The following is a 25,752-nucleotide window of genomic DNA, read 5'->3' as shown; positions in this document are numbered from 1 at the left end:
TAGATAATTAGATAATGTGTTTTAATAACAGACAATTATCTAATTATCTAATTTTTTTCATTGGCACATTAAACAGCTTTTTTCAAAGCTATTTTCTCCATTTCTTCAATAAGAGATTTTTTGCCAACGGTTTTAGTGATAATGTCTTTCTCCAAATTCCAGCCTCTTGCAGGCGAATATTCTCGACCGTACCAAATAATCTGCAAGTGCAAATCGTTCCATAGTTCTCTCGGAAATAATCTTTTAGCATCTTTTTCAGTCTGGGCAACATTTTTTCCGTTAGATAAATTCCATCTGTGCATCAAGCGATGAATGTGCGTGTCTACGGGAAAAGCAGGAACACCAAAAGCTTGCGACATTACCACACTAGCCGTTTTATGTCCAACAGCAGGTAAAGCCTCAAGCGCTTCAAAACTTTGCGGAACTTCTCCGTTATGTTTTTCTATCAAAATTTCAGACAAACCATGAATTCCCTTCGATTTCATCGGAGACAAACCGCACGGGCGAATAATTTCTTTAATTTCTTCCACCGACATTTTAACCATATCATACGGATTATCAGCTTTTGCAAACAAAAGAGGCGTAATCTGGTTCACACGAACATCTGTGCATTGCGCAGACAATAAAACCGCAATTAAAAGCGTATACGGATCTTTATGATCTAGCGGAACAGGTATAGTAGGGTAGAGTTCTTTCAATTTGTCGATAACAAACTGTACTCGAGCTTCTTTATTCATTTCGATGATTTTATTGATTGTAAAAATACTATAATTTTAATGATGTGCCTAATCCAGCTTTCCGTTTCAACTCCTCATTATGTCAGTAACATTTTTAAGCATTTAAAAGAGCTTCCTTCGGTCGCTTTTTAAATGCAAAAAATGTAAACTATCATAATTCCGGGGTTTCCACTTCAATCTGGGGCATGAAAAAAGTTGTGAATTATAAGTTATGAGTTAAAAGTTGTACGCTATCTTTGTTTTAGTCTAAAATCAACAATCTAAAGTAAATAATATCTACAAGGCATTTAGCAAACCTTGCGGGAATCTAAAATCAATAATCTAAAATTAAAAAGATATGACAACATTAAAAGCAGGAGATAAAGCACCCAATTTTTCAGGAACAGATCAAGACGGAAAAACACATAAACTGGCAGATTATGCCGGGAAAAAACTGGTTGTCTTCTTTTATCCAAAAGCAAGTACTCCTGGCTGTACAGCCGAAGCATGTGATTTAAGGGACAATTTTCACCGTTTTCAAGCCAATAATTACGAACTTCTTGGAGTAAGTGCCGACACCTCAAAAGCACAAGTAAAATTCAAAGAAAAGTACGAATTGCCTTTTCCGCTAATTGCAGACGAAGATAAATCGGTTATTAATGCCTTTGGAGTTTGGGGGCCAAAGAAATTCATGGGAAGAGAATACGACGGAATTCACAGAACCACTTTCGTAATCAACGAAAAAGGAATTATCGAAGAAGTAATAGAAAAAGTAAAAACAAAAGAACACGCTTCGCAGATTTTGAAATAATTTTTTTTGTTTCAAGTCATTATTTTACCGCAAAGCACGCAAAGATTTTACGCAATGCACGCAAAGATTGGACTGTAGAGACGCACCGCAGTGCGTCTAACGTTTGTATTACCGCAAACACACGAAAATATTATTAATTAATGCTGAACCTGCCATACTTTGCGTAGACGCACTGCGGTGCGTCTCTACAGTCCAATCTGTGTAGAAAACCTTTGTGTTAAACAATATAAAGCAAAAAAAAAGTCCCATCAAAGGGACTTTTTTATTATGCATTTTGCTCTAATTCTTTCTGCGGATGATACCCAAAAAGATGATGTTCTTTTATAATTTCAGGAATTCCAGGAGGAAGCATTGGTTCCCATCCAGGTTTGCCTTGATTGATCATTTTCAAGATCTCTCTAGAGAATACATCCAAAATATTCGGATCATAATCTTCAATATCAACCACTTTTCCGTTGAATTTAAAGAATTTGTATAATTCTTTCATTCTAGGATGAACTTTCAAATTGTTTGAGTTCATTAATGAGCCATCTTCATCTAACATCGGATAAAGGAAAACTTTCATATCACGATAGAATAATTTTCCAAACGCTTCCAGAATTCCTCCACTTAAATGACGATAATATTTCTCATCAAAAATATCAACAAGATTGTTTACACCCATTGCCAATCCCATACGGGCTTTGGTATAGTTGGCGAAATATTCTACTACTTTATAATATTCTTGGAAATTCGAAATCATAACCGTCTGACCAAGCGAACAAAGTAATTCGGCTCTGTCCATAAAGTCACGTTCGTCAATTTCACCGTCAGAACGTAAATTCGAAAGAGTGATTTCAAAAATTACAAGCGTATTGTTCTTTTCAACTTTATTTTCCTTGAGAAACATTTCTAATGATTTCTCGTACATGTCCATATTTACTTTCGTAACAGGACGGAAACTTCCTCTTAAGGCTAATAAATTCTTTTTGTAAAGAATAGCTGCTGGCAGAATATTTTTCCCTTCAGGATTGAACATTACGGCATCGGTCATTCCATTTTTAACCAATTGTAAACTCATCAAACGATTGTCTACATCGGCAAAACGAGGTCCAGAAAAGTTAATGGTATCAATCTCTAACTGATCTTTGTCTAAGTGATCGTATAAATAACGAAGTAATCGTTTTGGATCGTTGTATTTGTAAAAAGCACCGTAAATTAAGTTTACCCCTAAAATACCAAGTGTTTCTTGTTGCAGTCTTGCGTCAGTCTCTTTAAAACGAATGTGAAGAATAATTTCGTTATAAGCTTCGTCTGGTTCGATTTGGTAACGAATTCCAACCCATCCGTGACCTTTAAATTGTTTGGCAAAATCTATTGTGGCAACCGTATTGGCGTAACTGAAAAAAAGTTTGGTAGGGTGTTTTTCTCGGCTTAAACGCTCTTCGATGATTTGTCCTTCATGGGTAAGCATTTTTTTCAAACGCTCTTCTGTCACATATCTTCCATCATTTTCAGCTCCATAAACGGCGTCACTAAAATCTTTATCATAGGCAGACATCGCTTTTGCAATAGTTCCCGACGAACCTCCAGATCTGAAAAAGTGTCTAACTGTCTCTTGTCCAGCGCCAATCTCAGCAAATGTTCCGTAAATATTTTCGTTTAAATTAATGCGTAACGCTTTGTCTTTTATAGAAGGAATCTGTTCGATGACCTTGTCACCCTTGAGTTTTATTTCTGTACCCATTTTGTTTTAAATAGATTTGTTACAAAGTTAGTAAATTAGGCTTCTAATGAAAGAGAAATAATCCTATTTTTGTAAAAAAATTAAGTTCAATTGAAGGTTTATTTTTTAGGTACAGGTACTTCTCAAGGCATTCCAATTATTGGAATCGATCATCCAGTTTGTAAAAGCACTGATGCTAAGGACAAAAGGCTTCGTGTATCCATTTGGATAACATGGAACGAGCATTCGTATGTGATAGACTGCGGTCCCGATTTCAGGCAGCAAATGCTTTCTTGCGGATGCCGAAAACTGGACGCTATTTTATTTACACACGAACATTCTGACCATACAGCTGGCTTAGACGATATACGCCCGTTTAATTTCAGACAGGGCGAAATTCCGATTTACGGACACAAACGTGTTTTAGATAATCTAAGACGCCGTTTTGATTATGTTTTTGAGACGGTAAACAAATATCCAGGAGCACCAAGCGTAAAAACAATTGAAGTGCATAATAATGCTCCTTTTGCTGTTGGAGACAAAATGGCGATTCCTATAAATGCCATGCACGGTGATCTTCAAGTTTTTGGGTACCGAATCGACGATTTTGCTTATTTGACAGATGTAAAAACAATCGAACCAGCAGAAGTTGAAAAACTGAAAGGATTGAAAGTTTTGGTGGTAAATGCTTTGCGCGTCGAACCTCATGATACGCATTTTAACCTGCAGGAAGCGCTAGATTTTATCAATCTTGTCAAACCCGAAAGAGCTTATTTAACTCACATCAGTCACGTTTTAGGTTTTCACGAAGAAGTGCAGAAAACACTTCCTGAAAATGTTTTTTTGGCTTATGACAATTTAGAAATTACAATTTAATTATACCACACAATGAAAAAATCCTTAATGCTTTATCTTTTTATTTTGGCTATTTTAATGAACGTTTTTACGTATGCATTTTACAGCGGCGAAGTGAAATTTGGAGAGCAGCGATATGAAAAGACAACAAAAAAACTAAGAGATAGCATTAGTCTAATGAAAAATAAATTGGCAGAAGCAGATTATTTTTCTTTAGAACACAATGAAAATGCACAAAATTACTTTGATAACAGTGCTTCTGGAGGTAAAGTCATTTTGTATGAAAAACTAATTCCAGTTGTTACAGAAAAACTATTAGATTTAAATTCAAATCCAAAAGGCAATCCGTATACAGGGCAAGATCAAATAGGTCCAAACAAATTTATCATCAATAAAGTAAAGATTTTAAACCACAGATGGATTATTGCAGACTACAGTAATGGAGAATTGTGGGGAGAAGTCTTGTTAAAGTATTTTGTTGATAACGATGATAACATTACCTTTGAAGTAAATCAAACTTGGTTATATCAAAAATAGGATTTTATAATCCTATTTTTTTTGACCTTTAAATAAATAGGATTATGAAGAAGATATTTTTGTTTTTGATGATTGTAAGCGCATTTTCTTGCGCTAAAAAAGTTTCTCAAGAAAAAGAAAAGATAACTCCAAAAGAACCACAAAAAGAAGCCGCTGTTGGAGCTGATTCTGATTCTCATGGATGCAAAGCTTCTGCTGGTTATACTTGGTCAGAACTCAAAAAAGAATGCATCCGAGTTTTTGAAGGGACAAAACTTTCTCATTATGATGACGGTAAAACATACACGACCGCATCTTACGTAATTTTTGACGGAAATAAAGCGGAACTTTTCTTAGATACTCAAAAAGAATCTATCATTTTAGAAAGAAAATCTGAAGGTGATTCTTGGGTAAATGGCGATTGGCAATTGATTCCCTGGAAAGGATATGTTTTGAAGAAAGGGGAGAAGATTCTTTATACTGGAGAGTAAATTCCAAATTAAAAATTCCAAATTCCAAAGCTTGTATTGAAAAAAAACTTTGTCAAAGTTTTAAACTTTGACAAAGTTGTACTGAAACTTAGATATTAAACTAAACAATTTCTTTAATAAAATCAGAATTTATTACTTGAGCAAATTCTTCGTTTAAACTTGCCAAAGCAGTTTGATGAATTAACTCTGCAAAGAAAACTTCTCCGTTTACACCTTTTTTATTGAAAGTAGCTGTTGCATCAGAAACAAGATAAACGTTATATCCGTAATTCCCCGCCATTCTGGTTGTCGTAGAAACGCAATGATCTGTAGTTAAGCCGACAATTACAAGATTGGTAATTTTGGCATCGTCAATGAGCTCTTTTAAGTTTGTTCCTATAAAAGCGCTGTTGACATTCTTTTTAATAATTGTCTCTCCTTCCAGAGGTTTTACGACATCTTGAAATTCATTTCCAGGATTTGTTTCGTTTAAAATTGAATTGGGGTTTGAAGAACAATGCTGTATATGAAAAATAGGTAATTTTTTGGATCTCCAAATTTCTAAAAGCTCACCTGCTTTTTGTTCTGCGTCAATATTATTTCGATCTCCACCCCAGTAAGCAACATCATGAAAACCTTTCTGGATATCAATTAAAATTAAAGCAGGGTTATCAAGTTTTGAGATGCTCATTTTTGGATAGATTAGTGTTAACAGAGATTTAAAACGATAACTGGATGCTAATTAAGCAGTCCACTAGGAGAATAAGGTTTGTAAGTTGAGTTTTTTATATAATTTTTATAAATTGTAACTATGATTATATTTATTAGATAAATTTAAAATTTTGAGATAAAATAAGAAAAGGAGGATTTAAAACTTGGCTTTTTTGTATTCATAGAATTATAAAAAGCTTGAATTTGTTTACCCATTAATATACTCGGTTTTTCAATGTAAATAAGTGAGATATAAGCGATTGGTATTGATATACTTACTGCTGTGAAAAAATGTAATCCGGCGTATATTGTACCAAAGTAGAAGTAGATTATTTGTTGTATTAAAAATCCCCAAAGATATATCCCGTACGAAATGTCATATTTAGGTTTGAAATTCAAAATAAATTCTCGAGAGCTGGTAAAAATGATTAAGTTACAAAAAGCAACGATAAGAAATAATTCCTCTGCTTGATGGCCTCTAAATAAAAAATAAACAAAAATTGATAAAAGAACAATCTGTAAATTCATTATAAATCTGTTTTGATTTATTGCTAAAAAGACTCCATAAGCAAAAGAAATAGGCAGATAGTAAATTTCTGGATTATTGCTTAATTTGCTAAGTATGAAGTTTTGTGGTAAAACGCTTAGCATAAAAAGCGCTATAAAACCTATATTAAAAATAAAAGTTCTTTTGTTTTTAATTAATAAAAATACAAACATTAAGACAATGTAACATTTTACCTCATAATTTAAACTCCATAGTGATCCGTTAACTGCATCTTTGTATAAATTGTCATTAAAAACACCGGTTAGTATATATTGTGTTTTAAAATATATATTTTTTATTAGATATCTATAATTCGTGTAGTCTGAAAAGTATTCTGAGATACTTACATTAGTAATGGTGGGGCCAATTAAAAAAACAGTAATTAGTAAAAGAAATATCAAAGCAGGCAAAATTCTAAATAGTCTTGAAATTGCAAAATATACGAAACTGTCATTTTTTAGATAACTATTCGTAACAACTAGGCCGCTTATAAAAAAGAAAAGCTTTACTGCGAGTGCTCCTGAGTAAGTTACTGGAAAAAATAAATTTACAGGATCCGTCCAATATGGTGTTATTCCATTTAATGTACTTGTATGTCCAAGAATTACAGTACAGGCTAGTAAGATTCTAATTAAATCTAAATTATTGTTCTCTTTATTTAAAAAGTCAGTTATTTTCATTTTAACTATCTTCTGCAATAATGACTAAATAGCCAGCCAATTCTTAAAATCAAAGAAATTCTGTGGTGCAACTCCATGCCCGACAGGATATTCTCTGTAAACAACAGGAATATTTAATTTCTCTAAAATCGCTGGTGTTTTTCTGGCCCATTCAATTGGAATAACCTGATCTACAGTTCCGTGAGAAGCGAATATTTTTAGGTTTTTAAAATCGTTGTTTTCAAAACCTTCTTTAATAATTTCTTCATTGAAATAACCGCTCATAGCAACCACTCGCTGAATTTTTTCTGGATAAGAAAGGGCAGTTGCATAACTTAAAATAGATCCTTGGCTGAATCCAATTAAAGTTACATTATTAGCATCAATAGGATAATTAGCTACTAATTCATCTATAAAAGCAACAATTTTGTCTCTTGAGATTTTTGCCTGTTCGTTGTCCGAAAATTTATTTTGGTCAGCATCGAAGTTAATCGCGTACCAAGCGTAAGCACCATATTGTAAATCGTAAGGCGCTCTCGCCGAAATGATGTAATAATTATCTGGAAGTTCAGAAGCAAAAGAGAATAAATCGGCTTCGTTGCTTCCGTATCCGTGCAATAAAAGCAGTAACGGATTTTTATCTAAAATTACTTTTGGTTCTTGTATTTTGTATTCTAAAGATAGATTCATTTTTTTAGTGTTCAGTGTTCTGTTTTCTAGTGTTCAGTTTTCAACTTTGGCAAAGTTAGCGACGTGCAAGTGGAATTTGGAATTTCAAAAAAATGGAATTTGTTATCCAATAGATTTAAACCATTTCTGAAACAATTCTCCAACAAGCGGAATCGGTCTCATTTGTCCTTGGATAGCAGTAAAAATACCATAAGTCCATAAGATGGAAACGCAAATCCACATTGGAAAAGTGATAAAAAAGCTGTCAAAATTACTGGTTAGCGCTCCAAAAGAAATAAAAGTTAGAGATAGACCTAAAGCCTGACGGATATGAAAAGAAGCAAAGCTATTTTTATTTTCAGAATTCATAGACATGGCAATGAGCACTCCAACGATTAAAATATAACTTGTAATAGCGATTGGCTTTCCTTCTTCGACTGAATTATTCATTGTATTATTTTGTAACTAGTTGATTTTGATTTAAAATTCCGTAGACAGAACCTTTAATTTCAGTTCCTAAGAAAGCAGAATTTTTAGATTTTGAAAGAATATTTTCTTTCGTAAAAGTTGATTTCCCTTCTGTTGTAAACAAGCTCAAATTTGCTTTTGCACCTTCTTCAATTGTATGGTTTTCTAAACCGAAAACAGTTCTTGCAGCTGTTAATTTTGCTACAATTGTTTCTACAGGTAAAACCGTTAATAATGCAGCAAAAGCACTTTCTAAACCAATAGTTCCATTTTTAGCGGTATCAAATTCCATTTTTTTGAATTCAATATCAATAGGGTTGTGGTCAGATGTAATCATATCGATTGTCCCGTCGGCAACTCCATTCAGTAAAGCTTGTTTGTCTACTTCAGTTCTTAGCGGAGGCGTAACTTTAAAACGAGTGTCAAATCCGTCCAGTTTTTCATCAGTTAAAACTAAATGATGTACAGAAGCGCTGCATGTTACATGTAATCCTTTGGCTTTCGCTTCTCTAATTAATTCAACCGATTTTGCGGTAGAAATGGTCGGGATATGAAGTTTTCCGCCCGTATATTGTAGTAAAAATAAGTTTCTCGAAATTTGAAGTTCTTCTGCTAAATTCGGAATTCCTTTTAATCCTAATCTCGTAGAAACAATTCCTTCGTTTGCAACACCATTTCCTTTAATGTTCGGATCTTGCGAATAAGCGATTACCAATCCGTCAAAATCCTGCACATATTGCAAAGCAATTTTTAGAATATTGGCATTGTCAATACTTTTGTTGTAATCTCCAAAAGCGATTGCTCCCGCATTTTTCATATCAAAAAGTTCTGCCATATCCTTTCCTTCGCTGGCTTTAGTCAAAGCGCCAATTGGAAAAATTTCTGTTGCAAAACCGTTTGCTTTATTTTTCACAAAATTTACCTGAGATTGGTTGTCGATAATCGGTAAAGAATTGGGTTGTAAGGCGATTGCTGTAAAGCCGCTTTTTGCTGCAACATTCAATCCGTTTGCAATAGTTTCTCTGTCTTCATAACCTGGCTCTCCAAGCGAAACACTGCTGTCAAACCATCCTTGAGAAACATGAAGATTGTCAAATCGCACTACTTCAGCATCATCGTTTGGAAGTGAAACTCCTATTTTTTCTATTAAACCATCTGCAATTAAAAGATCAACGGTCTGATTGTGAAACGGACTTTTGGAGTCGATAATTTTGGCGCTTTTGATGATTAGTTTCATATTTTAAATATTTATTTTATTCAAACATTAAATGTTTTGTTTTCTACCATTAAGAAATTAAGGTCATAAAGAAAGGAGCTTAATTGTCTGGGTATTTGAAATAAGATCATAAAGGAAAATACTTAATAATCTTAATACCTTAATGGTCAAAAAAAAATCACTTTACAAATTTTATAATTGCCATTTCTAATGCTAAAAATAACAGTGCAAAGATAACAAACCATTTCCAAATTTGGCTGTCAGTTCGCTCTGTTTGTAGTGTATTAAAAATGGTCGAAATGGTATCGGCAGTTTTAAAATCAGAAACCACATTGGTGTTTACCTGACTCAAATCGCTTTCGGTTCTTTTGTAATTAAAACTGATATTTTCAACCTGTTGTTTTTTATCAAAAATGCTATAATTTCCAGCGGTTTCAGGAAAATCATTAAAGGTTAGTTTGACCTTATTATTTAAAATTTGCTGAATTGGAATAAAAGAATCTTCAGTTCCTTTTACTTCTAAAATGGCATCTTTAGTCAGTAAAACATCTACAAAATAAGGCTGATTATTTCCAATTGTCAAAGCATTTACACCAGTCTTCTGATTGTTCTGAGCGATTTTATAAAACAAAGGAACAATTAAAGGCGATTGTTGAAAATTAGAATTAGCACTATTTATTGGCGCTGTAAAAACCGTTATTCCAGAAACTTGATTTTGAACCGATGCTACAAAAGCAGTCTGATCTTCAAATGAGAGCACAGCCGGATACGGACTTGAAACAGCAAACGAACTGTTTACTTTCGGATATTGGAAATTGGTTATTTTATTTTCGAAAACTCCTGAAAATAAAGGATGATCAAAATTGATTTTCGTGATTAATTTGCTGTTGGTTTGTAAATTTTCGAATTGAATTTTTCCAAACTGGCCCAACAAAGCATTCAAACTTGAAAGCGAACTTTTCTCAGACGGAATTACAACCAAATTTCCTCCTTTAGAAACAAAAGCTTTTAAAGTTGTCTGCAATGCTTGCGGAATGTCAATTAGCTCATTTAAAATAATCGTATTTTGTTTTTCTAAACTATTGTAATCTAAAGCGCCAATCGAGTAATTGTTATAGTTGAATTCGCCAGAAGTATAAATTCTCGATAAGAAATTGCTTTTTTCTGGTTCCCCAATGCTAATAACGTTCGTTTTTTTGTTTTTAGAAATGCTGAAAAACAATTTATTGTCATAAGTTAGTCCATTGTCTTCAATCGCAACATAACCATGAAAAGCCTCTTTTGGAATCGTAAAGTTGATTTTCTTTTTCTTCGTGTCAAAATTGACAATCGTTTTAGCGATTAATTTGTTTTGATTGTAAAGAGCTGTCGAAACAGGCTTAAAATCTTCGCCATAAGCCGATAAATTAATTCCAATTTCGTAGAAGTTTTCTAATGTCTGATTGATGTATACGCTATCAATCGAAATGTTATTTTTCTGTTCTGCTTCGGGAACTATGAAATAGGGTTTTTCGTCAAAATCTATACTTTTAATAGCTGCTTCTTGTAACCCAACAGCATCTGTAATAATAACTATATCTTTTTTATGAGCCGATTTGTGCGCTTTTATTTTTGCTGTAATGGCCGAAAGATCGAAAGAAGAAGCGCTGTATTTTAAGTTTTGTAAAGCACTTTTAGATGATTTGATATCGGTATTCCAAAAGTTTTCGGTATTGGTTAAAAGTGAGAATTGGGCGTTTTCTGGAGTGTTTTCTAGCAATTCCTGAACGGCTCTTTTTAATAATTCTCCTTTTTTGCCTTTTGCCTGCATACTGAAAGAATTGTCTAGAACAATATACATTTCGTTAGAAGCGTTCTTACTGTCGGCAGCTTCAAAAAAAGGCTGTGCAAATCCAATAATCGCACAAGTAAGCAATAGTAAACGTGTGGCTAATAAAAGTCGCTTTTTTATTTTAGAGCTCTTACGAGTCTGAATAGCAAGTTCTTTTAAGAATCGAACATTGGTGAAATAAGAAGTTTTAAATCGTCTTAATTGAAATAAGTGAACCAGAATTGGAACGATCAATAAAAACAGAAAGTATAGAATCTCGGGATGTTTAAAATGCATTCTGGCTTCGATTTACTTGTCAAAAGTACGAATTAAATTATTTTAAACCATATAAGTTCGGGGAAGAGATTATTAAAGAATTAAGAATTAAGAATTAAGAATGCTTCAATAACTTACATGAACTTATATGGTTTAAAAAACATCAAAAAATGTAACTTTTGTAATTTCTTGTGTAGAAGATGTGATTTCGAAACGATTTTATTGCTTATTTTAGCTAATTCAAAAAACAAACTATGAAAAAAATATATCTAGTCTTATTTTCAGCTTTATCAATAACCGCGGTAAAGGCTCAAAATAAATTTAATTTATTAGTTGGTACTTACACCAATACCTGCCAAAGCAATGGGATTTATGTCTATGAATTCGACGCTTCTACAGGTGAGTATAAATTAAAAAGCTCTTCTGAGAATGTTGTAAGTCCGAGTTATCTTTCAGTTTCTGCTGATAATAAATTTATTTATGCAGTAAATGAAAATGGGACGCAGAGTACTGTAAGTTCTTTTTCGTACGATTCTCAATCTGGAAAAGTTAGCCTTTTAAATAAAAATGATGCTTTAGGAGCAGATCCGTGTCATTTAATAAATGATGATAAACATGTAATCGCTGCCAATTATTCTGGCGGAAGCATCGCGGTTTTTAAGAAAAATACTGACGGAAGCATTACAGAAGTACAGCAGTTAATTCAGCACGAAGGAAAAGGGCCAAATGCGGCGCGTCAGGAAAAAGCACACGTGCACATGGTTGTTTTTTCTCCAGATAAAAAGTTTGTGCTTTCGAATGATTTAGGTTTGGATAAAGTGTTTATTTATAAATACAATCCAGCGGCTAAAAACGAAATTCTAACGCTAAAAGGAAGTGTTGATGTAAAACCAGGAAGCGGTCCAAGACATTTGACTTTTAGTAAAGACGGAAAATTTGTGTATTTAGTTCAAGAACTAGACGGAACTTTGACGACCTTAAGCTATGATAAATCAGGAAGTTTAAAAGTAGTAGCAGAAACAAGTATTCTTCCAAAAGATTTTAAAGGAGGAACGGGAGCTGCGGCAATCAAACTTTCGCCAGACGGAAACTTTTTATACCTTACAGATCGTGTAGATGCAAATTCTATTTCAGTTTACAAAATTCTAAAAACAGGAGCGTTAGAATTGGTAGAACAGCAAAGCACATTAGGAAAAGGTCCTCGTGATTTTGCAATTGACCCAACAGGAAATTACGTTTTAGTAGGTCATCAATATACTAATGATATAGTTATTTTTAAAAGAGATATCGCAACAGGAAAACTGACAGATACTGGCAGAAGAATTCAGATGTGTTCGCCAGTGGGATTGGTGTTTACGAAAATATAGTTCTTTTTAAAGGTTCAAAGTAACAAAGGCTCAAAGTAACAGAGGTTTTAAATCTGCGCTTTTGAGCCTTTTTTATTACTTTGTCACTTTGTTACTTTGAACCTTTGTGACTAAAAAAAACACTTGTTATTTTTTTTTCTTCTTCTCATTTCTTGTCTTCAACATATTTCTGTTGACAGAACCGTGAGTTTTTTTCTTCGTTTTGGAAGGACCTCCAAGATTGATTTTTTGGTTCTTTTTTGATTTTTCGTGAAAAGCGCCGTCACCTTCAAGTTTTGGTTTTTTCATTAAAAACTTTCTTGGCAATTTGTCTTTTTCAGCTTCGATCAGTTTTTCTGAGATCTCAACTTCTTCAGGGAAATCAGCGATTTCAAGCTCCTGATCCATTAAAAGTTCAGTTTCTATTTTGAATTCTTCTTCTCTTGGCGTAACAAAACTTATCGCAGTTCCCGTTGCATCTGCACGACCTGTACGACCAATTCTGTGCATGTACAATTCTGGTTCTTCTGGAAGTTCAAAGTTAATGACGTGTGTGATGTTAGAAATATCCAAACCTCTCGCCATAACGTCGGTTGTAATTAAACCGCGCAAATTTCCTTCTTGAAATTCAGCCATTGTACTCAAACGGTAATTTTGAGATTTATTGGAGTGAATTACACCAAATTGGCCTTCAAAAAGCTCATCAATACGATTGAAAAGCATATCTGAAATCTTTTTGTTATTTACGAAAACCAAAATACGGCTCATGCTTTCATCAGTTTCCAGTAAATGTTTTAAAAGATTTACTTTGGTATTGAAATTTGGAACGTTATAAGTAAGCTGTGTAATTTTTTCAAGTGGAGTTCCTGATGGAGCTAGAGTAACTTCTTCTGGAAAATCGAAATAATCATTTAATAAATCATCAACTTCATCTGTCATCGTTGCAGAGAACAAAATATTTTGACGTTTAGTTTTCATCATTGCAAAAAGAGCTGTTAGCTGTGGTCTGAAACCTAAATTCAGCATTTCGTCAAACTCGTCAATAACCAGTTTTTGAGTTTCGTCAAAACGAACTACAGCGTCAAGAGCCAAATCCATTGTACGTCCAGGCGTTCCAACTAAAATGTCAACACCTTCGTAAACAGCTTTCTTTTGTGTATTGATGTTTACACCTCCATAAATACCTAAAGTTTTAACCGACATATAGGTAGTCAGTTTTTCCACTTCTTCAACCACCTGAACTACTAATTCACGAGTTGGAACTAGAATAACGATTTTTGGCGTATTGGTATGCGTAAATTTGTAAAGCTTTAAAAGAGGCAGTAAATAAGCAAATGTTTTACCGGTTCCAGTTTGTGCAATTCCCATCATATCACGTCCAGACATGATTACAGAAAAAGATTTTTCTTGAATAGGAGTAGGCGTAACAAATCCTAATTCGTCAACTGCTTTTTGTAATGATTTTGGAAGATTAAATTTTTCGAAAGTGCTCATTTGCTTTAAATTTTGTGCAAATGTACGTTAAATTCATGGTTTTTTGTTGATTTTGTAATTTTAGATGTCTTTTTGTCACCCTGAGCGATCCAGAAGCTTCGGGAGAAGGGCGTGCCGATTGGAACGCGGGCTTCGACTCCGCTCAGCCTGACAATGATTTTTTTAACCGTTAATTCATAAATTAAATTAGAAAGAAATTCGTGTAATTTATGGCTAAAAAACAACTTACAGATTCTCCGCCACGAATTCACGAATTGGTTAGATAAAAATTCGGGAATTCGTGGCGAAAAACAATTCTGGCAAAAAACTTCGAAAAATTGTCTATTACTTCGCGGATTTTCTAGTGTGATCCTTCCTTCATCAGGATGACAAATAGGGGCGTTAGTTATATTGATAGAAGTAATAAAGTGTCTTTAAAACCCTTCAAAAACCCCTAACCCAAACAAAGCAAAATCGTATTTTACAGGATCTGAAGCATCCATTTTGCGAAGTGCTAAATCTAATTCTGCTAATGCTTTTGCATCGTTTTGCTTTCGCGAAAGAATTCCAAGTTTACGTGCAACATTTCCCGAATGAACATCGAGGGGACAAGATAATGCAGAAGGCGAAATAGTTTTCCAGATTCCTAAATCGACTCCTTTTGCATCTTGGCGCACCATCCAGCGCAGGTACATATTGATTCTTTTGGCTGCTGAATTGTTTAACGGATCTGAAATGTGTTTTTGAGTTCTCGCTAAATGATCTGTTTCGAAGAATATTTTTTTGAATTCGCTGATGCTTTTCTGTAAGCTATCTTTTTCCTGATTTTTTGCAAAAACATTTTCTAATCCGTTGTGGTTTTGATAGATATGTTTTAAGCCTTTTATGAAACCAGCAAAATCATGTCCGTTGAAAGTTCTGTGCACAAAAGTTTCCAGTTTGGCCAAATCTTCATCAGAATGTGACATAACGAAATCGTAAGGTGTGTTGCCCATCAATTCCATCATTTTGTGTGAATTTTTGATAATCATTTTACGGTTTCCCCAAGCGATTGAAGCGCTTAGAAAACCAGCAATTTCGATATCTTCTTTTTGAGTAAAAAGATGCGGAATCTGAACAGGATCACTTTCTATAAAATCCTGATTGTTATATTGAATGACTTTTTCGTCTAGAAATTCTTTGAGTTCTTTTTGGTTCATTTTAAATCAAATCTTCTGATGAATTTGAGTGCCCTAGCCCTGATGGGAGCGGCATCCTTTTTCTGGCTTCTTTAGCCAGGAAAAGATATAGCGGACAGCAGGAAATAGCTCCTGATTAACTTAATTACTAATCTGTCCGTCGACCATAACTAATTTTCTATCGGCCATGTTTGCCAATTCTTCGTTGTGGGTTACAATGACAAACGTCTGTCCGAACTCGTCTCGAAGCTGAAAAAACAGCTGATGCAGGTTTTCTGCTGAATGTGTATCTAGGTTTCCAGAAGGTTCGTCGGCAAAAATGACATCTGGTTTGTTGATTAAAGCTCTTGCAACTGCAACACGCTGCTGCTCACCGCCCGAAAGTTCGCTTGGTTTATGATTGATTCTGTGCGAAAGTCCAAGATAGCTTAAAAGTTTTTTTGCTTCTTCTTCTGTTTCGGCTGTTTTTTTACCTGCAATGTGAGCCGGAATACAAACGTTTTCTAGTGCTGTAAACTCAGGTAAAAGCTGATGAAATTGAAAAATGAATCCTAAATTTAAGTTTCTGAAATCGGATAGAACTTTATCTTGTTTGCTTTTCTTTTTAAAGTAGCGGCTGTAGTAAATAGCTAATAGAAGAGTAGGCAGGAGTATTACCGCCCATGTCCCGTAACCGAAAATGTCGTTTTCTATTTTGTTTCTAAAAAACAATACAAATACAGCTAATAAAACAAAATATAAAGTTCCTAACCAAGTGATAATTTTGAACGCTTTTTCTTGATTCGAGCTTTCGTTTTTGACGTTCTGCAATTCTAAAACATTTTTTCCATTGATCGTCAGAGACGAATCTGGATTATGATCTGGCTTGTCTAAAGTTCCTAAGATTTGCAACAAAGTCGTTTTTCCAGCACCAGAAGCACCAACGATAGAAACAATTTCGCCCTTTTTAATATGTAAATCGACTCCTTTTAAAACTTCAAGTTTGTCGTAAAATTTATGTATGTTTTTTGCGTGTATCATGTAGTGAAACTGTTTTTACAAAGAAACGAAGATTATGGTCAAAATCACAATGTTTTTAAATTCCAATTTTTGAAATCCCAAATTCCAAAAAAGCGAAGCTTTTTTTAAATCTAAAATCTAAAATCTAAAATCGGTACGCAAATTGATATGGGAATAATGGAAATTAAATTTAAGAAAGAAATAATACAGTTTCGTAAATAATTTTTTAATTTCGATTAACTTAAAAATGAATGTGTTATGCAAGATTTAGAAGTTGTAGAAGATAACAGAATGTCAAAATTACTAATCGGATTGGCTTTGGATGGAATTGGAATGATTTCTTTCTCGATTCCGTTTTTGGGTGAATTTTCAGATGTGGTCTGGGCGCCCATCGCCGCGATAATTATGGCAAAAATGTATAAAGGACGAGTAGGGAAGGTTGCGAGTGTGCTGACTTTTCTGGAAGAGATTATTCCTTTTACAGATGTGATTCCGTCTTTTACCTTAACTTGGCTTTATACTTATTTCTTTACGCGACAGCCCAAAGAATTTAAGGAACAATAAAACAAAGGCAGCTTAATTTTTTAGCTGCCTTTTTGTTTGAAACTTATTGGATAATAACTTTTTTGAGGTATAAAATTTTTCTGGTGTCTGGATCTGTCACTTTTAAGATGTAAACCCCTTTTTTATTTATGGAAATATTTTCCTGTGTTTGTCCGCTTATAGTTCGTTTTTGAATTTCTCTTCCAAAAATATCGTAAATTCTAAGTTCGGCTTCATCTACATCAACATCTAGTAAAATCGAGAAATTTCCTGTGTTTGGTACTGGCCATACTTTAAAGCTGTCGATCAGATCTTTGATTACTTCATTTATAGGAGAAGTTGAATAACCGCTAAGTACATTTACTTTTCGTGTCATTGTTCCGCCTTCAGAATCTGTAACCGTAAATTTGAAAGAGCATAAACCTTTTGCGTTTGGTTTAAATTCGACAGTGTTTCCAGACAACGTTGCGTTTCCATTTACTACCTGAGATAGAGAATAAGATACTCCGCTTGTAAAACCTCTAGATAATTTTTGAATATCAATATAAATTTTGTTTCCTAAAACAGCATCATAATGAGGTTCAGACATCCATTGTAAATATTTGTCCAGATTGGTGTAACCATCTAAATCAGGATCAGCATTTGCATCTGAGAAATCACCAATTCCAGAATTTACATTGGTTCCAATTATATTTTCCCACCAGTTTGGCAATCCATCTTGATCGCTGTCCCAGTTTTGAGGTCTAACTACAGTTGGATAATCTTCAAAACCTCCAACGTCTGCTTCGTTATCTGGGAATCCAGGTTTTCCTGTTACGCTTCCAACTGCAGAATAAGTGCCGTTTAGAGTTTCTGAAATAATTCGCTGATCGTGATCGTCAAATTCAGGTTGTGTGCATCCAACATCAGAAAGTACAATTTTATACGCATTTTTTGCCGATTGCGTCGTTACGTACGATGGGAAAAACGGTGCGTCTACGAAGTTGTTGTAAGGAACGGTATTGCCAGAAGCTTTTCTTCCTAAAGTCTGATTCGATTCATCGAAATAGCCCGGCATCACATTTCCGTTAAAATAGCATCTTTGCATTCCAGTTCCAACTCCTTCGTTTTGCTGATTAAAAGCAACAAATATTTTAGATCCAGCGCCTGGTTTGTAATAATTATTTACAAAGTTCACTTCTTTGGTTCCGCCGTCGGTTGTTCTTCCGCCCCAGTTGTAAACAACATTGTTGGTGATGTCCATTTTTCCTGTGTACGCACCGCTTCCGTCTAGTCCGCCGCCAAGACTCCAGTTTCGGCCGTAGCAATGTGCCAATAAATTATGATGGAAACTTCCGATATCTCCGCCAATTGTAGCCGCATAACCGTGTTCTGTTCCTGCTGGATAATTTTGATGGTTTGCTGCGTTTAATGCTTCAGATATAAGAGTTCTTTGTAGCGTAATGTTTTTTCCAGATCGTGAACTGAAAGATTCATCAATCGTCCAGCTGATAGAGCAGTGGTCAATAATACTATTGTCTGCGCCTGTTAATCCCATTCCGTCATACGTTGGTCCAGCGCCGAGTCTCACTCTTAGATTTTGTACAATCGCGTCGTTTCCTGTCACGCCAAATGGAGCCGAACGAATTGTAATTCCTTTTCCAGGAGCGGTTTGCCCAGCAACGGTAACATACGGTTGGCTAAGAACTAAACGAGATTGCAGTTGAATTACTCCCGAAGTATTAAAAACAATGGTTCTTGGACCGATATCATTGGTAACAGCTTCTCGGAAACTTCCTGGTCCGCTGTCATTTAAATTGGTAACCGCTACAACTTTTCCGCCTCGTCCGCCACGTGCAAAACGGCCGTAGCCTTCCGCTTCTGGAAAAGCAAGCTGTGCAGGACGAAAACGCCAAACATTTCCTTTTTCGACTCCATTTGCTAAAACTTCGTCAACACGCCAAAAATAAGTTTCTCCAGTGTACAATCCGTTTACTTGATAAGAAGTATTGGCTAGAGCTTGGTTTCCTTTATATTCTGGAGATGATGTCGTCGCATTATCAACGGCTGCCTGGTCAGTTCCAAAATAAACATTATGTGAAACCGCATTTGCGGCAGCAGTCCATTGCAATACTTTTCCGCCAGATGTTAATTCGACATGTTCATCGTTTTGCTTCGGATTTGGATTTGTGGCCTGATAAAAAATATTAGGCGTATTTAATTCAAAACCATTTAGCACGAAGTTTTTAATATTTTCTGTTCCTGAAGTTTCTGCAGCCATTAGAATCACAACATCGGTTCCTGCAGTAGCTTCAAATTTTAAATAAGCAGATTGGGCATCAGCAGTTTTGGTTGCTCTTACAGTTGGAATCAAATTATCAACCACTAAATTTCCATCTACAGAAATATCAATCGGACTGAAAGTATTGGTTGTCGGACTGTCTACATTATTAAAAAAGGCTAATAAAGTGTGTTCTCCCGTTGCTAGTCCTCTTATTCTAATTTCGATTTGAGCGCCGAGATTTGCGGTTGAGCCTTTTACCGTAAGTCCGTCGCAGACCAATCTAGCATAATACGGAGCTTGAATTCCGGCTTTGTACCAATTGGTTCCTAAGTTATCTCCATTGTTTCCAACACGATTAACTGTAAAAGTAATGCCGTTTTCGGTATAAGTGTTGGTGTTGCCAGAAGCGATTACCCAAGCGGTGTAATCAGGGTCATTTACTTCGGCTTTAGGTCTTGCTGACTGATCAAAGTCAATTTTTACAATCGGATTTTGGGCAAAAATCTTGTTGATTGGTGCAATGAGACAAATTATCGTCGCCATTACGGAGATTTTAAAGTAATTTTTCAGCATGTCAAATTGTGGTTTGGTTAGTAAGTAATAACTTTAATTAGAAAAACTAAACAACTGATTATCAGTTTTAAGTAGTCTCGCTAACTATTGTAAAGTTTGTTATTACGTCAAATAAAACTATCCTGCACCATCCTGTTCTGCTTGCCGGATTATTACAGAAAAGGTATTTAAAAAATGTAATATGTTTTTTAAATGCTAATTTTTTGAAGACTTAATATCTGATAAATGCTAGGGTTGATAAAAATGCATTCAATAAAAGTGCATTTCGAGAAAAAATATAAATTAAATCGAAAATTTAAGATTAAAGGAAAATCTTACCAGAACGGTTTTAATTAAAAAGAAAGAAATAAAGTAGAATTAGTCTTTGAATAAAAATCCAAGTCCCATATTTTTAAGCATTTTCTTTTCGAAGTTCCAAAAGAATTTATACTGCCCAAAAATAGTTCCGATGGCAACTAATAAAACCTGATAAATAGGGAAAATAATAATAAGGCGAATCAGTGTAAACCAGCCTCCGAAATCTTCTTTAGTAATTCCAAGCCAAATGCAGAAAGGTTTAGACAGCCAAGCAGATGCCGATCCTGTGATGGCAAAAACGATAAGTATAATGACGGCTTGTAAATTGGAGGTAATTCCCCAACGTTTTTTTAATCTATTCATTGCTATTTGTAATGATTACAAATATAGTATTATTATCTTGATGGAACATAGCCCCAAAGCTTTTGTTTGTAAGTATTTTGAAAATAAATCATGTAATTGTAAATTAAGTAATTTACCTCATAGCCGTAATGAATGTCTGGACGGTAGTCAATTGACATTTCGTATAAATTTGGATTATAACGCTGTGGCTGTAAAACACGATTATTCCATTCTGTTACATACAAATTGTTTTTATTTTCAAGATAAGATAATGAATGATAGTTTCTAGGATAAGCTCGAGAAGCAAGCCAGTTTGTGAATCCGTTGTCGATTATAATGACTTCGTATTCTAATGAATCATTTGCGATTCTCACGGTATCATTTCCTTTTTTAATTGATGTAGCAGTATCAGAACTGGCAATATTCTTCGATGCCGTAGAACACGCGACAATAGTAAGTAAAACAATTAGTATGGAAATGCATTTTTTCATGTTTTAAATTTACGAATATTTGACGAGAGGAGAATAGGGTTTAACATCATTCTAAGATACTAAGCTTCTAAGGTGCTAAGTTTCTAAGCTTTTTTAGTTTCTGAGCTTCTAAAGTCTGGAATACGGCTTTTTTTTTTTTAGATAAAAAAAAGCTGTTTGCATTGCAAACAGCTTTAAATATTTTACTTAAAATCTCATGGACTTAGAAGCTTAGAAGCTCAGTAGCTTAGCGCCTTAGAGGCTTAGAACCTTAGAAGGCTACTTCCCTCCAAATATCTTCCCGATAAATCCGGCGATTCCTCCTTTGCTTTTGGTGACTACAAGTACATCTGCCACGTCTACTTTTCCGTCATTGTTTTGGTCAAGTCCAAATTGCATTCCGTATTTAGAGATGGTATCCATTATTCCAGAAGCTTGTCCGCTGTTTCCGGAAATAGCACTTATTATATCTGAAATTTGAAAACTGCTATCGTTTGGATCTTTGGCTTTATTCACTAAAGAGCCTAAAATCTGCGGAATCAAATTAGAAGCAACTCCGTTTGAGTCTGCACTGCTTAATCCGAATTTTTGGCCAAGACTGCCGCTTAATTGCTGCTGAATTTGTTGTACTACCGGATTAGAACTGTCAATCGCTGTATTTCCATTAAATAAGCCAGCAATCTGATCGGTTCCGCCTTCAGAAACAATCTTTTTTAATCCTTCAAAAATAGAATTGCTTGTTTCGCTTATTACGGCTTCATTATGCTCATTTGGGACAGCGTTATTGTTTACAACAGCATCGCCTCCATATTGCTGTACTAATTGGGTCAATTGTTCAAACATAATATATAAGGTTTAAAATTACACGCCAAATTTAATAAAAAAAGAAAGGGATTTACTACAAATAAGTGGTAAATCCCTCTAAAGGTAATCTATTTTTTAATTACTTAGCTTAATAAAGTAATAATTTGTGAAGCTAATTCCGTTCCAATTCTATCTTGTGCTTCTCCTGTAGCTGCTCCAATGTGAGGAGTCAAAGAGATTTTAGAGTGCATTAAGATTGCCATTTCTGGTTTTGGTTCGCTTTCAAAAACGTCTAAACCTGCGAAAGCTACTTTTCCTGAATCTAAAGCTTTAACTAAAGCAACTTCGTCGATAACTCCACCACGAGCACAGTTTACGATACCAACTCCGTCTTTCATGATTTCAAGTTCTTTTTCTCCAATGATGTAACCATTTTGAGCAGGAACGTGCAATGTGATGAAATCAGATTCTTTAAATAAAGATTCTAAAGATTGAGAAACGATTTTAGTTGTAATTGACTGTCCGTCGAAAAATTCAACTTTAATGTCAACCTCTGGAATAAAGCTATCAGCAGCGATAACTTTCATTCCTAAACCAAGAGCCATTTTTGCAGTAGCTTGTCCGATACGACCAATACCAACAATACCTAAAGTTTTACCTCTTAATTCCGTTCCGTTTGCGTAAGCTTTTTTCAAACCGTCAAAGTTTGAATCTCCTTCAAGAGGCATGTTTCTGTTAGAATCATGTAAAAAACGCACACCAGAAAATAAGTGTCCGAATACTAATTCTGCAACAGATTCTGAAGATGAAGCAGGAGTATTGATTACGTGAATTCCTTTGCCTTTTGCATAATCCACATCGATATTATCCATACCAACACCACCACGACCGATGATTTTGATGCCTGGACAAGCATCGATAATATCTTTACGAACTTTAGTTGCACTACGAACTAAAATTACGTCAATATTGTTTTCATTTATATAGTTAGCTACTTGTTCTTGAGCTACTTTTGTAGTGATAACTTCAAAACCACCTTTTTCTAAGGCTAGAATTCCGCTTTTAGAAATTCCGTCATTTGCTAATACTTTCATTGTTGTGTTATGTCTTTGCGAGGAACGAAGCAATCTCATCCTCAATTTTAATTTTTCTTTTTTTTATTAGGAGCTAATCCCGCTATCCGTTACAATCTTTTTTGTTTTTAAAGAAAAAACAAAAAAGGATTTCCACTTCTATCGGGGCTAGGGCACCTGTCTTCGGTTGCTGTTTTTGTGTAAGCTGAAAACTAAACTTTAGTTTCTAAAGCTTTCATTACATCAACTAAAACCTGAACGCTTTCAATTGGCATAGCGTTGTAGATAGAAGCTCTGTAACCACCAACAGAACGGTGTCCTGGCAATCCAGAAATGTTTGCTGCTTTCCATAAAGCGTCAAAAGTTTCTGTGTGCTCTGGGTTGTTCAATAAGAAAGTAACGTTCATGTTAGAACGGTCTTCAACTTTTGCAGCGCCTTTAAACAATGGGTTTCTGTCGATTTCAGCGTAAAGTAATTCAGCTTTAGCGTTGTTTAATTTCTCAACAGCAGCAATTCCTCCTTTTTCTTTAATCCATTGTAAAGTTAAAAGAGAAACGTAAACAGCAAATACAGGTGGAGTATTGTACATACTTTCTCCTTTGATGTGTTTAGCGTAATCTAGCATACTAGGAATTGTTCTTCCGTTTTTGCCTAAGATTTCTTCTTTAATTACCACTAATGTAGTTCCTGCAGGTCCCATATTTTTTTGAGCTCCAGCATAGATGATATCGAATTTAGAAAAATCTAATTCACGTGAAAAAATGTCAGAACTCATATCGCATACAACTGGAACATTAGTTGATGGGAATTCTTTCATTTGAGTTCCAAAGATCGTATTGTTGCTAGTACAGTGGAAATAATCAGCATCAGCTGGAATTTCGTATCCTTTTGGAACGTAAGTATAATTGTCTTCTTTTGAAGAAGCTACGACAACAGTTTCACCGAAAAGTTTAGCTTCTTTGATAGCCGCAGTTGCCCACGTTCCTGAATCTAAATAAGCTGCTTTTCCGTTTTCTTTCATTAAGTTATATGGAGCCATTAAGAATGCTGTACTGGCACCACCTTGTAAAAATAAAGCCTGATAACCTTTTCCCTGAAGTCCTAATAATTCTAAAGCAAGGGAACGAGCTTCCTCCATAACAGCAACGAAATCTTTGCTTCGGTGCGAGATTTCAAGGATAGATAACCCTGAATCATTAAAATTTAAAATTGCTTTTGATGCCTTCTCAAAAACTTCCTGAGGTAAAATACTTGGTCCTGCGCTGTAGTTGTGTTTTTTCATGGTTGTTGTTAATAGTCGAAAATTTTAAAGACGCAAATTTCGGCAATAAGAGCCGAAAAAGCGTTAAAATATTCGAAATAATTAAACAAATTATTACTTTGTTGTTAACAAAAACGTTATAGTATCGACATTATCTGCGTAATCCCACAATTGAGGTTTTTGCGTTTCTCCAAATGCAATACTATTTGCAGTTAAATTGCTGCTGACAATGCATTGAATTTGATCTGCATCTTCCTGAAGACGTTTTTCAAGTTCTTCAAGGCTGTCGTAATACTCATAAAAAACACTCGAGATAGGCGAGGCGTAGCTTGAATCTTCTTTTAAAGTCAAAAAACCGTTATCTAATAATTTGAAGTTACTCATTAAAAATACGGCTTTATTATAGTCATAATTGTTAGCGTATTTTTCATAATGAATGACATCTTGATATTTAAACATAGCTTGAAAAAAAGCCTCAAAAGAATACTCTTTCGGAATGAAAAGTTTAGAAACATTTCGGCATCCTAAACCAAAATATCTAAAAATATCTTCTCCTAAAGCTTCCAATTCTTCGTTGGTTTCTTTTCCAGTTAAAATCGCAGCAGAGTTTCTGTTTTTTCGAATAATCGACGGTTTGTCTTTAAAATAATATTCAAAATAACGAGCAGTATTATTACTTCCAGTTGCAATTACAGCATCGAAGTTTTCTAGTTTTCCTTCTACGAAAGTGATGCTGTCTTTTAAATTTTCATCAACAGCAATTAAATATTTAGCCAAAAACGGCAATAAATGCTGGTCGTTTGACGAAGTTTTGATTAAAGCTTTATTTCCTGTAATTAAAACAGATAAAAAATCATGAAACCCTACAAGCGGAATATTTCCGGCCAAAATTAAAGCAACCGTTTTGCCCGATTGAGCGGAGTCAAAAGAATAAGCAGAAAGCCATTTGTCAATATTTTCAGCTGTTAAGGCTTCTGCCCATGATTGTATGGAAAAATAAACCTGTTCTGGCGTATACCATCCATTATGAGATTGTGATAAACGAATCAGATTTTCGAAATCATCAAAGAAAATATCATTATATAAAACGTCAGATTTTGGCGCTGAAGCACCTTCAGAAAACTGACTTAGAAATTTTCCTAATTCAACAAAAACACTTTTTTTTGTTTCTAATGTCATAATGTTTGTTTATGAATTGTTTTGATTGTAATTTTGCACAAAAATAAGCTATATTACGTTATAAGGCAAAGTAGTTTTGAATCTTTCAATCTTTAATCTACAAAACCTATATAACTTTTAACAAAACGAAGAAAAAGATGGCAATTATTATAACTGACGAATGTATCAATTGTGGGGCTTGCGAACCAGAATGCCCTAATACAGCAATATATGAAGGAGCGGATGATTGGAGATATAAAGACGGAACAAGTCTTTCTGGAAAGATCGTATTACCTGATGGAACTGAAGTTGACGCTGATGATGCGCAAACTCCAATTTCTGACGAAATCTACTATATAGTACCTGGAAAATGTACAGAATGTAAAGGTTTCCACGATGAGCCGCAATGTGCTGCTGTTTGTCCTGTTGACTGTTGTGTGCCAGATGACGATCACGTTGAAGATGAAGAAACGTTATTAGAAAGACAATCGTTTTTACACGGAGAGTAATGGCTCGTGTACTTTAAAATATATAATCCTGAG

Annotated in this window: 24 protein-coding genes and 2 pseudogenes; 7 read left to right on the top strand and 19 right to left on the bottom strand. The window is 34.6% G+C overall.

Annotation, left to right across the window (positions count from 1 at the left end; translation table 11 throughout):
• Positions 1-68: 68 nt before the first annotated feature.
• Complete coding sequence (locus AC3E9W_RS09265) at positions 69-737, bottom strand: endonuclease III domain-containing protein (protein WP_306156571.1); 669 nt, start codon at positions 735-737, stop codon at positions 69-71.
• Positions 738-1,074: 337 nt separating this feature from the next.
• On the opposite strand from AC3E9W_RS09265, the gene bcp reads away from it, so the two are divergent.
• Positions 1,075-1,527 carry a thioredoxin-dependent thiol peroxidase gene (bcp, locus tag AC3E9W_RS09260; RefSeq protein ID WP_488768138.1) on the top strand — a complete coding sequence of 151 codons (453 nt, stop codon included), beginning with the start codon at positions 1,075-1,077 and terminating at the stop codon, positions 1,525-1,527.
• Between the two features lie 265 nt (positions 1,528-1,792).
• On the opposite strand, the gene AC3E9W_RS09255 is transcribed toward bcp, so the two are convergent.
• Positions 1,793-3,253 (bottom strand): TonB-dependent receptor, encoded by a 1,461-nt coding sequence (locus tag AC3E9W_RS09255; protein ID WP_306156567.1) that lies wholly within the window; start codon positions 3,251-3,253, stop codon positions 1,793-1,795.
• 90 nt (positions 3,254-3,343) lie between these two features.
• Between AC3E9W_RS09255 and AC3E9W_RS09250 the strand changes: the two genes are divergently transcribed.
• Genes AC3E9W_RS09250 through AC3E9W_RS09240 form a run of 3 tightly spaced genes read left to right on the top strand, consistent with a single transcriptional unit; the run spans position 3,344 to position 5,094 of the window.
• On the top strand, positions 3,344-4,108 hold the full coding sequence (locus AC3E9W_RS09250; protein ID WP_488768137.1) for an MBL fold metallo-hydrolase: 765 nt from the start codon (positions 3,344-3,346) through the stop codon (positions 4,106-4,108).
• Between the two features lie 12 nt (positions 4,109-4,120).
• Positions 4,121-4,624: a hypothetical protein gene (locus AC3E9W_RS09245; protein WP_488768136.1), complete on the top strand. Its 504-nt coding sequence runs from the start codon at positions 4,121-4,123 to the stop codon at positions 4,622-4,624.
• Positions 4,625-4,668: 44 nt separating this feature from the next.
• Positions 4,669-5,094, top strand: coding sequence for a hypothetical protein (locus AC3E9W_RS09240; protein ID WP_488768135.1), 426 nt, complete (start codon positions 4,669-4,671; stop codon positions 5,092-5,094).
• Between the two features lie 100 nt (positions 5,095-5,194).
• On the opposite strand, the gene AC3E9W_RS09235 is transcribed toward AC3E9W_RS09240, so the two are convergent.
• The 6 genes from AC3E9W_RS09235 to AC3E9W_RS09210 all read right to left on the bottom strand — a co-directional run bounded on the left by AC3E9W_RS09235 (position 5,195) and on the right by AC3E9W_RS09210 (position 11,450).
• A complete protein-coding gene (locus tag AC3E9W_RS09235; protein WP_488768134.1) occupies positions 5,195-5,764 on the bottom strand; it encodes a cysteine hydrolase family protein in 570 nt (189 codons plus the stop codon).
• A 143-nt stretch (positions 5,765-5,907) separates the two neighbouring features.
• Complete coding sequence (locus tag AC3E9W_RS09230; RefSeq protein WP_488768133.1) at positions 5,908-7,011, bottom strand: acyltransferase family protein; 1,104 nt, start codon at positions 7,009-7,011, stop codon at positions 5,908-5,910.
• 24 nt (positions 7,012-7,035) lie between these two features.
• Positions 7,036-7,680 carry an alpha/beta hydrolase gene (locus AC3E9W_RS09225; protein ID WP_488768132.1) on the bottom strand — a complete coding sequence of 215 codons (645 nt, stop codon included), beginning with the start codon at positions 7,678-7,680 and terminating at the stop codon, positions 7,036-7,038.
• 102 nt (positions 7,681-7,782) lie between these two features.
• Entirely contained in the window at positions 7,783-8,109 is a 327-nt protein-coding gene (locus AC3E9W_RS09220) for a hypothetical protein (protein WP_306156553.1), read from the bottom strand.
• A 4-nt stretch (positions 8,110-8,113) separates the two neighbouring features.
• A complete protein-coding gene (locus tag AC3E9W_RS09215) occupies positions 8,114-9,364 on the bottom strand; it encodes a dihydroorotase (protein WP_488768131.1) in 1,251 nt (416 codons plus the stop codon).
• Between the two features lie 157 nt (positions 9,365-9,521).
• Positions 9,522-11,450, bottom strand: coding sequence for a BatA domain-containing protein (locus AC3E9W_RS09210; protein WP_488768130.1), 1,929 nt, complete (start codon positions 11,448-11,450; stop codon positions 9,522-9,524).
• Between the two features lie 233 nt (positions 11,451-11,683).
• Between AC3E9W_RS09210 and AC3E9W_RS09205 the strand changes: the two genes are divergently transcribed.
• Positions 11,684-12,796 (top strand): lactonase family protein, encoded by a 1,113-nt coding sequence (locus AC3E9W_RS09205; RefSeq protein ID WP_488768129.1) that lies wholly within the window; start codon positions 11,684-11,686, stop codon positions 12,794-12,796.
• A gap of 126 nt (positions 12,797-12,922) precedes the next feature.
• On the opposite strand, the gene AC3E9W_RS09200 is transcribed toward AC3E9W_RS09205, so the two are convergent.
• The 4 genes and pseudogenes from AC3E9W_RS09200 to AC3E9W_RS09185 form a co-directional block, all read right to left on the bottom strand.
• On the bottom strand, positions 12,923-14,269 hold the full coding sequence (locus AC3E9W_RS09200; protein ID WP_488768128.1) for a DEAD/DEAH box helicase: 1,347 nt from the start codon (positions 14,267-14,269) through the stop codon (positions 12,923-12,925).
• A 413-nt stretch (positions 14,270-14,682) separates the two neighbouring features.
• Positions 14,683-15,447, bottom strand: a complete 765-nt coding sequence (locus tag AC3E9W_RS09195) for a TIGR02757 family protein (RefSeq protein ID WP_306156543.1) — start codon at positions 15,445-15,447, stop codon at positions 14,683-14,685.
• Between the two features lie 120 nt (positions 15,448-15,567).
• A pseudogene (locus AC3E9W_RS09190) lies at positions 15,568-16,017 on the bottom strand (ABC transporter ATP-binding protein); the annotation flags it as partial.
• Positions 16,018-16,233: 216 nt separating this feature from the next.
• Positions 16,234-16,446, bottom strand: a pseudogene (locus tag AC3E9W_RS09185) (ATP-binding cassette domain-containing protein); the annotation flags it as partial.
• Between the two features lie 237 nt (positions 16,447-16,683).
• Here AC3E9W_RS09185 and AC3E9W_RS09180 point away from each other — a divergent pair.
• Positions 16,684-16,989: a hypothetical protein gene (locus AC3E9W_RS09180; protein ID WP_306159710.1), complete on the top strand. Its 306-nt coding sequence runs from the start codon at positions 16,684-16,686 to the stop codon at positions 16,987-16,989.
• A 43-nt stretch (positions 16,990-17,032) separates the two neighbouring features.
• Here AC3E9W_RS09180 and AC3E9W_RS09175 read toward each other — a convergent pair whose 3' ends face one another.
• From AC3E9W_RS09175 to AC3E9W_RS09145, 7 genes are all read right to left on the bottom strand, one after another.
• Positions 17,033-19,774 carry a T9SS type A sorting domain-containing protein gene (locus tag AC3E9W_RS09175; RefSeq protein ID WP_488768127.1) on the bottom strand — a complete coding sequence of 914 codons (2,742 nt, stop codon included), beginning with the start codon at positions 19,772-19,774 and terminating at the stop codon, positions 17,033-17,035.
• Between the two features lie 387 nt (positions 19,775-20,161).
• Positions 20,162-20,464 (bottom strand): DUF6787 family protein, encoded by a 303-nt coding sequence (locus tag AC3E9W_RS09170; protein ID WP_456897342.1) that lies wholly within the window; start codon positions 20,462-20,464, stop codon positions 20,162-20,164.
• Positions 20,465-20,496: 32 nt separating this feature from the next.
• Positions 20,497-20,934, bottom strand: coding sequence for a DUF6146 family protein (locus AC3E9W_RS09165; RefSeq protein ID WP_456897344.1), 438 nt, complete (start codon positions 20,932-20,934; stop codon positions 20,497-20,499).
• A 258-nt stretch (positions 20,935-21,192) separates the two neighbouring features.
• Positions 21,193-21,756: a DUF937 domain-containing protein gene (locus tag AC3E9W_RS09160; RefSeq protein ID WP_456897346.1), complete on the bottom strand. Its 564-nt coding sequence runs from the start codon at positions 21,754-21,756 to the stop codon at positions 21,193-21,195.
• A 104-nt stretch (positions 21,757-21,860) separates the two neighbouring features.
• Positions 21,861-22,811 carry a D-2-hydroxyacid dehydrogenase gene (locus AC3E9W_RS09155; protein ID WP_125719419.1) on the bottom strand — a complete coding sequence of 317 codons (951 nt, stop codon included), beginning with the start codon at positions 22,809-22,811 and terminating at the stop codon, positions 21,861-21,863.
• 191 nt (positions 22,812-23,002) lie between these two features.
• Complete coding sequence (gene serC, locus AC3E9W_RS09150; protein WP_306159721.1) at positions 23,003-24,073, bottom strand: 3-phosphoserine/phosphohydroxythreonine transaminase; 1,071 nt, start codon at positions 24,071-24,073, stop codon at positions 23,003-23,005.
• Between the two features lie 93 nt (positions 24,074-24,166).
• On the bottom strand, positions 24,167-25,231 hold the full coding sequence (locus tag AC3E9W_RS09145) for an acyl-CoA reductase (protein WP_488768126.1): 1,065 nt from the start codon (positions 25,229-25,231) through the stop codon (positions 24,167-24,169).
• Between the two features lie 137 nt (positions 25,232-25,368).
• Here AC3E9W_RS09145 and AC3E9W_RS09140 point away from each other — a divergent pair, with 137 nt between their 5' ends.
• Positions 25,369-25,719 (top strand): 4Fe-4S dicluster domain-containing protein, encoded by a 351-nt coding sequence (locus AC3E9W_RS09140; protein WP_125719425.1) that lies wholly within the window; start codon positions 25,369-25,371, stop codon positions 25,717-25,719.
• Positions 25,720-25,752 lie beyond the last annotated feature (33 nt).

The organism is Flavobacterium sp. 38, assembly GCF_057799715.1.
The sequence above is the reverse complement of the archived record's forward strand: the minus strand, read 5'-3'. Positions and strand labels throughout refer to the sequence as shown.

Bases quoted from the DNA above. Each gene is read 5' to 3' on its own strand.
- AC3E9W_RS09265 (WP_306156571.1), bottom strand. From the start codon at position 737: ATGAATAAAGAAGCTCGAGTACAGTTTGTTATCGACAAATTGAAAGAA.
- bcp (WP_488768138.1), top strand. From the start codon at position 1,075: ATGACAACATTAAAAGCAGGAGATAAAGCACCCAATTTTTCAGGAACA.
- AC3E9W_RS09255 (WP_306156567.1), bottom strand. From the start codon at position 3,253: ATGGGTACAGAAATAAAACTCAAGGGTGACAAGGTCATCGAACAGATT.
- AC3E9W_RS09245 (WP_488768136.1), top strand. From the start codon at position 4,121: ATGAAAAAATCCTTAATGCTTTATCTTTTTATTTTGGCTATTTTAATG.
- AC3E9W_RS09240 (WP_488768135.1), top strand. From the start codon at position 4,669: ATGAAGAAGATATTTTTGTTTTTGATGATTGTAAGCGCATTTTCTTGC.
- AC3E9W_RS09235 (WP_488768134.1), bottom strand. From the start codon at position 5,764: ATGAGCATCTCAAAACTTGATAACCCTGCTTTAATTTTAATTGATATC.
- AC3E9W_RS09230 (WP_488768133.1), bottom strand. From the start codon at position 7,011: ATGAAAATAACTGACTTTTTAAATAAAGAGAACAATAATTTAGATTTA.
- AC3E9W_RS09225 (WP_488768132.1), bottom strand. From the start codon at position 7,680: ATGAATCTATCTTTAGAATACAAAATACAAGAACCAAAAGTAATTTTA.
- AC3E9W_RS09220 (WP_306156553.1), bottom strand. From the start codon at position 8,109: ATGAATAATTCAGTCGAAGAAGGAAAGCCAATCGCTATTACAAGTTAT.
- AC3E9W_RS09215 (WP_488768131.1), bottom strand. From the start codon at position 9,364: ATGAAACTAATCATCAAAAGCGCCAAAATTATCGACTCCAAAAGTCCG.
- AC3E9W_RS09210 (WP_488768130.1), bottom strand. From the start codon at position 11,450: ATGCATTTTAAACATCCCGAGATTCTATACTTTCTGTTTTTATTGATC.
- AC3E9W_RS09205 (WP_488768129.1), top strand. From the start codon at position 11,684: ATGAAAAAAATATATCTAGTCTTATTTTCAGCTTTATCAATAACCGCG.
- AC3E9W_RS09200 (WP_488768128.1), bottom strand. From the start codon at position 14,269: ATGAGCACTTTCGAAAAATTTAATCTTCCAAAATCATTACAAAAAGCA.
- AC3E9W_RS09195 (WP_306156543.1), bottom strand. From the start codon at position 15,447: ATGAACCAAAAAGAACTCAAAGAATTTCTAGACGAAAAAGTCATTCAA.
- AC3E9W_RS09180 (WP_306159710.1), top strand. From the start codon at position 16,684: ATGCAAGATTTAGAAGTTGTAGAAGATAACAGAATGTCAAAATTACTA.
- AC3E9W_RS09175 (WP_488768127.1), bottom strand. From the start codon at position 19,774: ATGGCGACGATAATTTGTCTCATTGCACCAATCAACAAGATTTTTGCC.
- AC3E9W_RS09170 (WP_456897342.1), bottom strand. From the start codon at position 20,464: ATGAATAGATTAAAAAAACGTTGGGGAATTACCTCCAATTTACAAGCC.
- AC3E9W_RS09165 (WP_456897344.1), bottom strand. From the start codon at position 20,934: ATGAAAAAATGCATTTCCATACTAATTGTTTTACTTACTATTGTCGCG.
- AC3E9W_RS09160 (WP_456897346.1), bottom strand. From the start codon at position 21,756: ATGTTTGAACAATTGACCCAATTAGTACAGCAATATGGAGGCGATGCT.
- AC3E9W_RS09155 (WP_125719419.1), bottom strand. From the start codon at position 22,811: ATGAAAGTATTAGCAAATGACGGAATTTCTAAAAGCGGAATTCTAGCC.
- serC (WP_306159721.1), bottom strand. From the start codon at position 24,073: ATGAAAAAACACAACTACAGCGCAGGACCAAGTATTTTACCTCAGGAA.
- AC3E9W_RS09145 (WP_488768126.1), bottom strand. From the start codon at position 25,231: ATGACATTAGAAACAAAAAAAAGTGTTTTTGTTGAATTAGGAAAATTT.
- AC3E9W_RS09140 (WP_125719425.1), top strand. From the start codon at position 25,369: ATGGCAATTATTATAACTGACGAATGTATCAATTGTGGGGCTTGCGAA.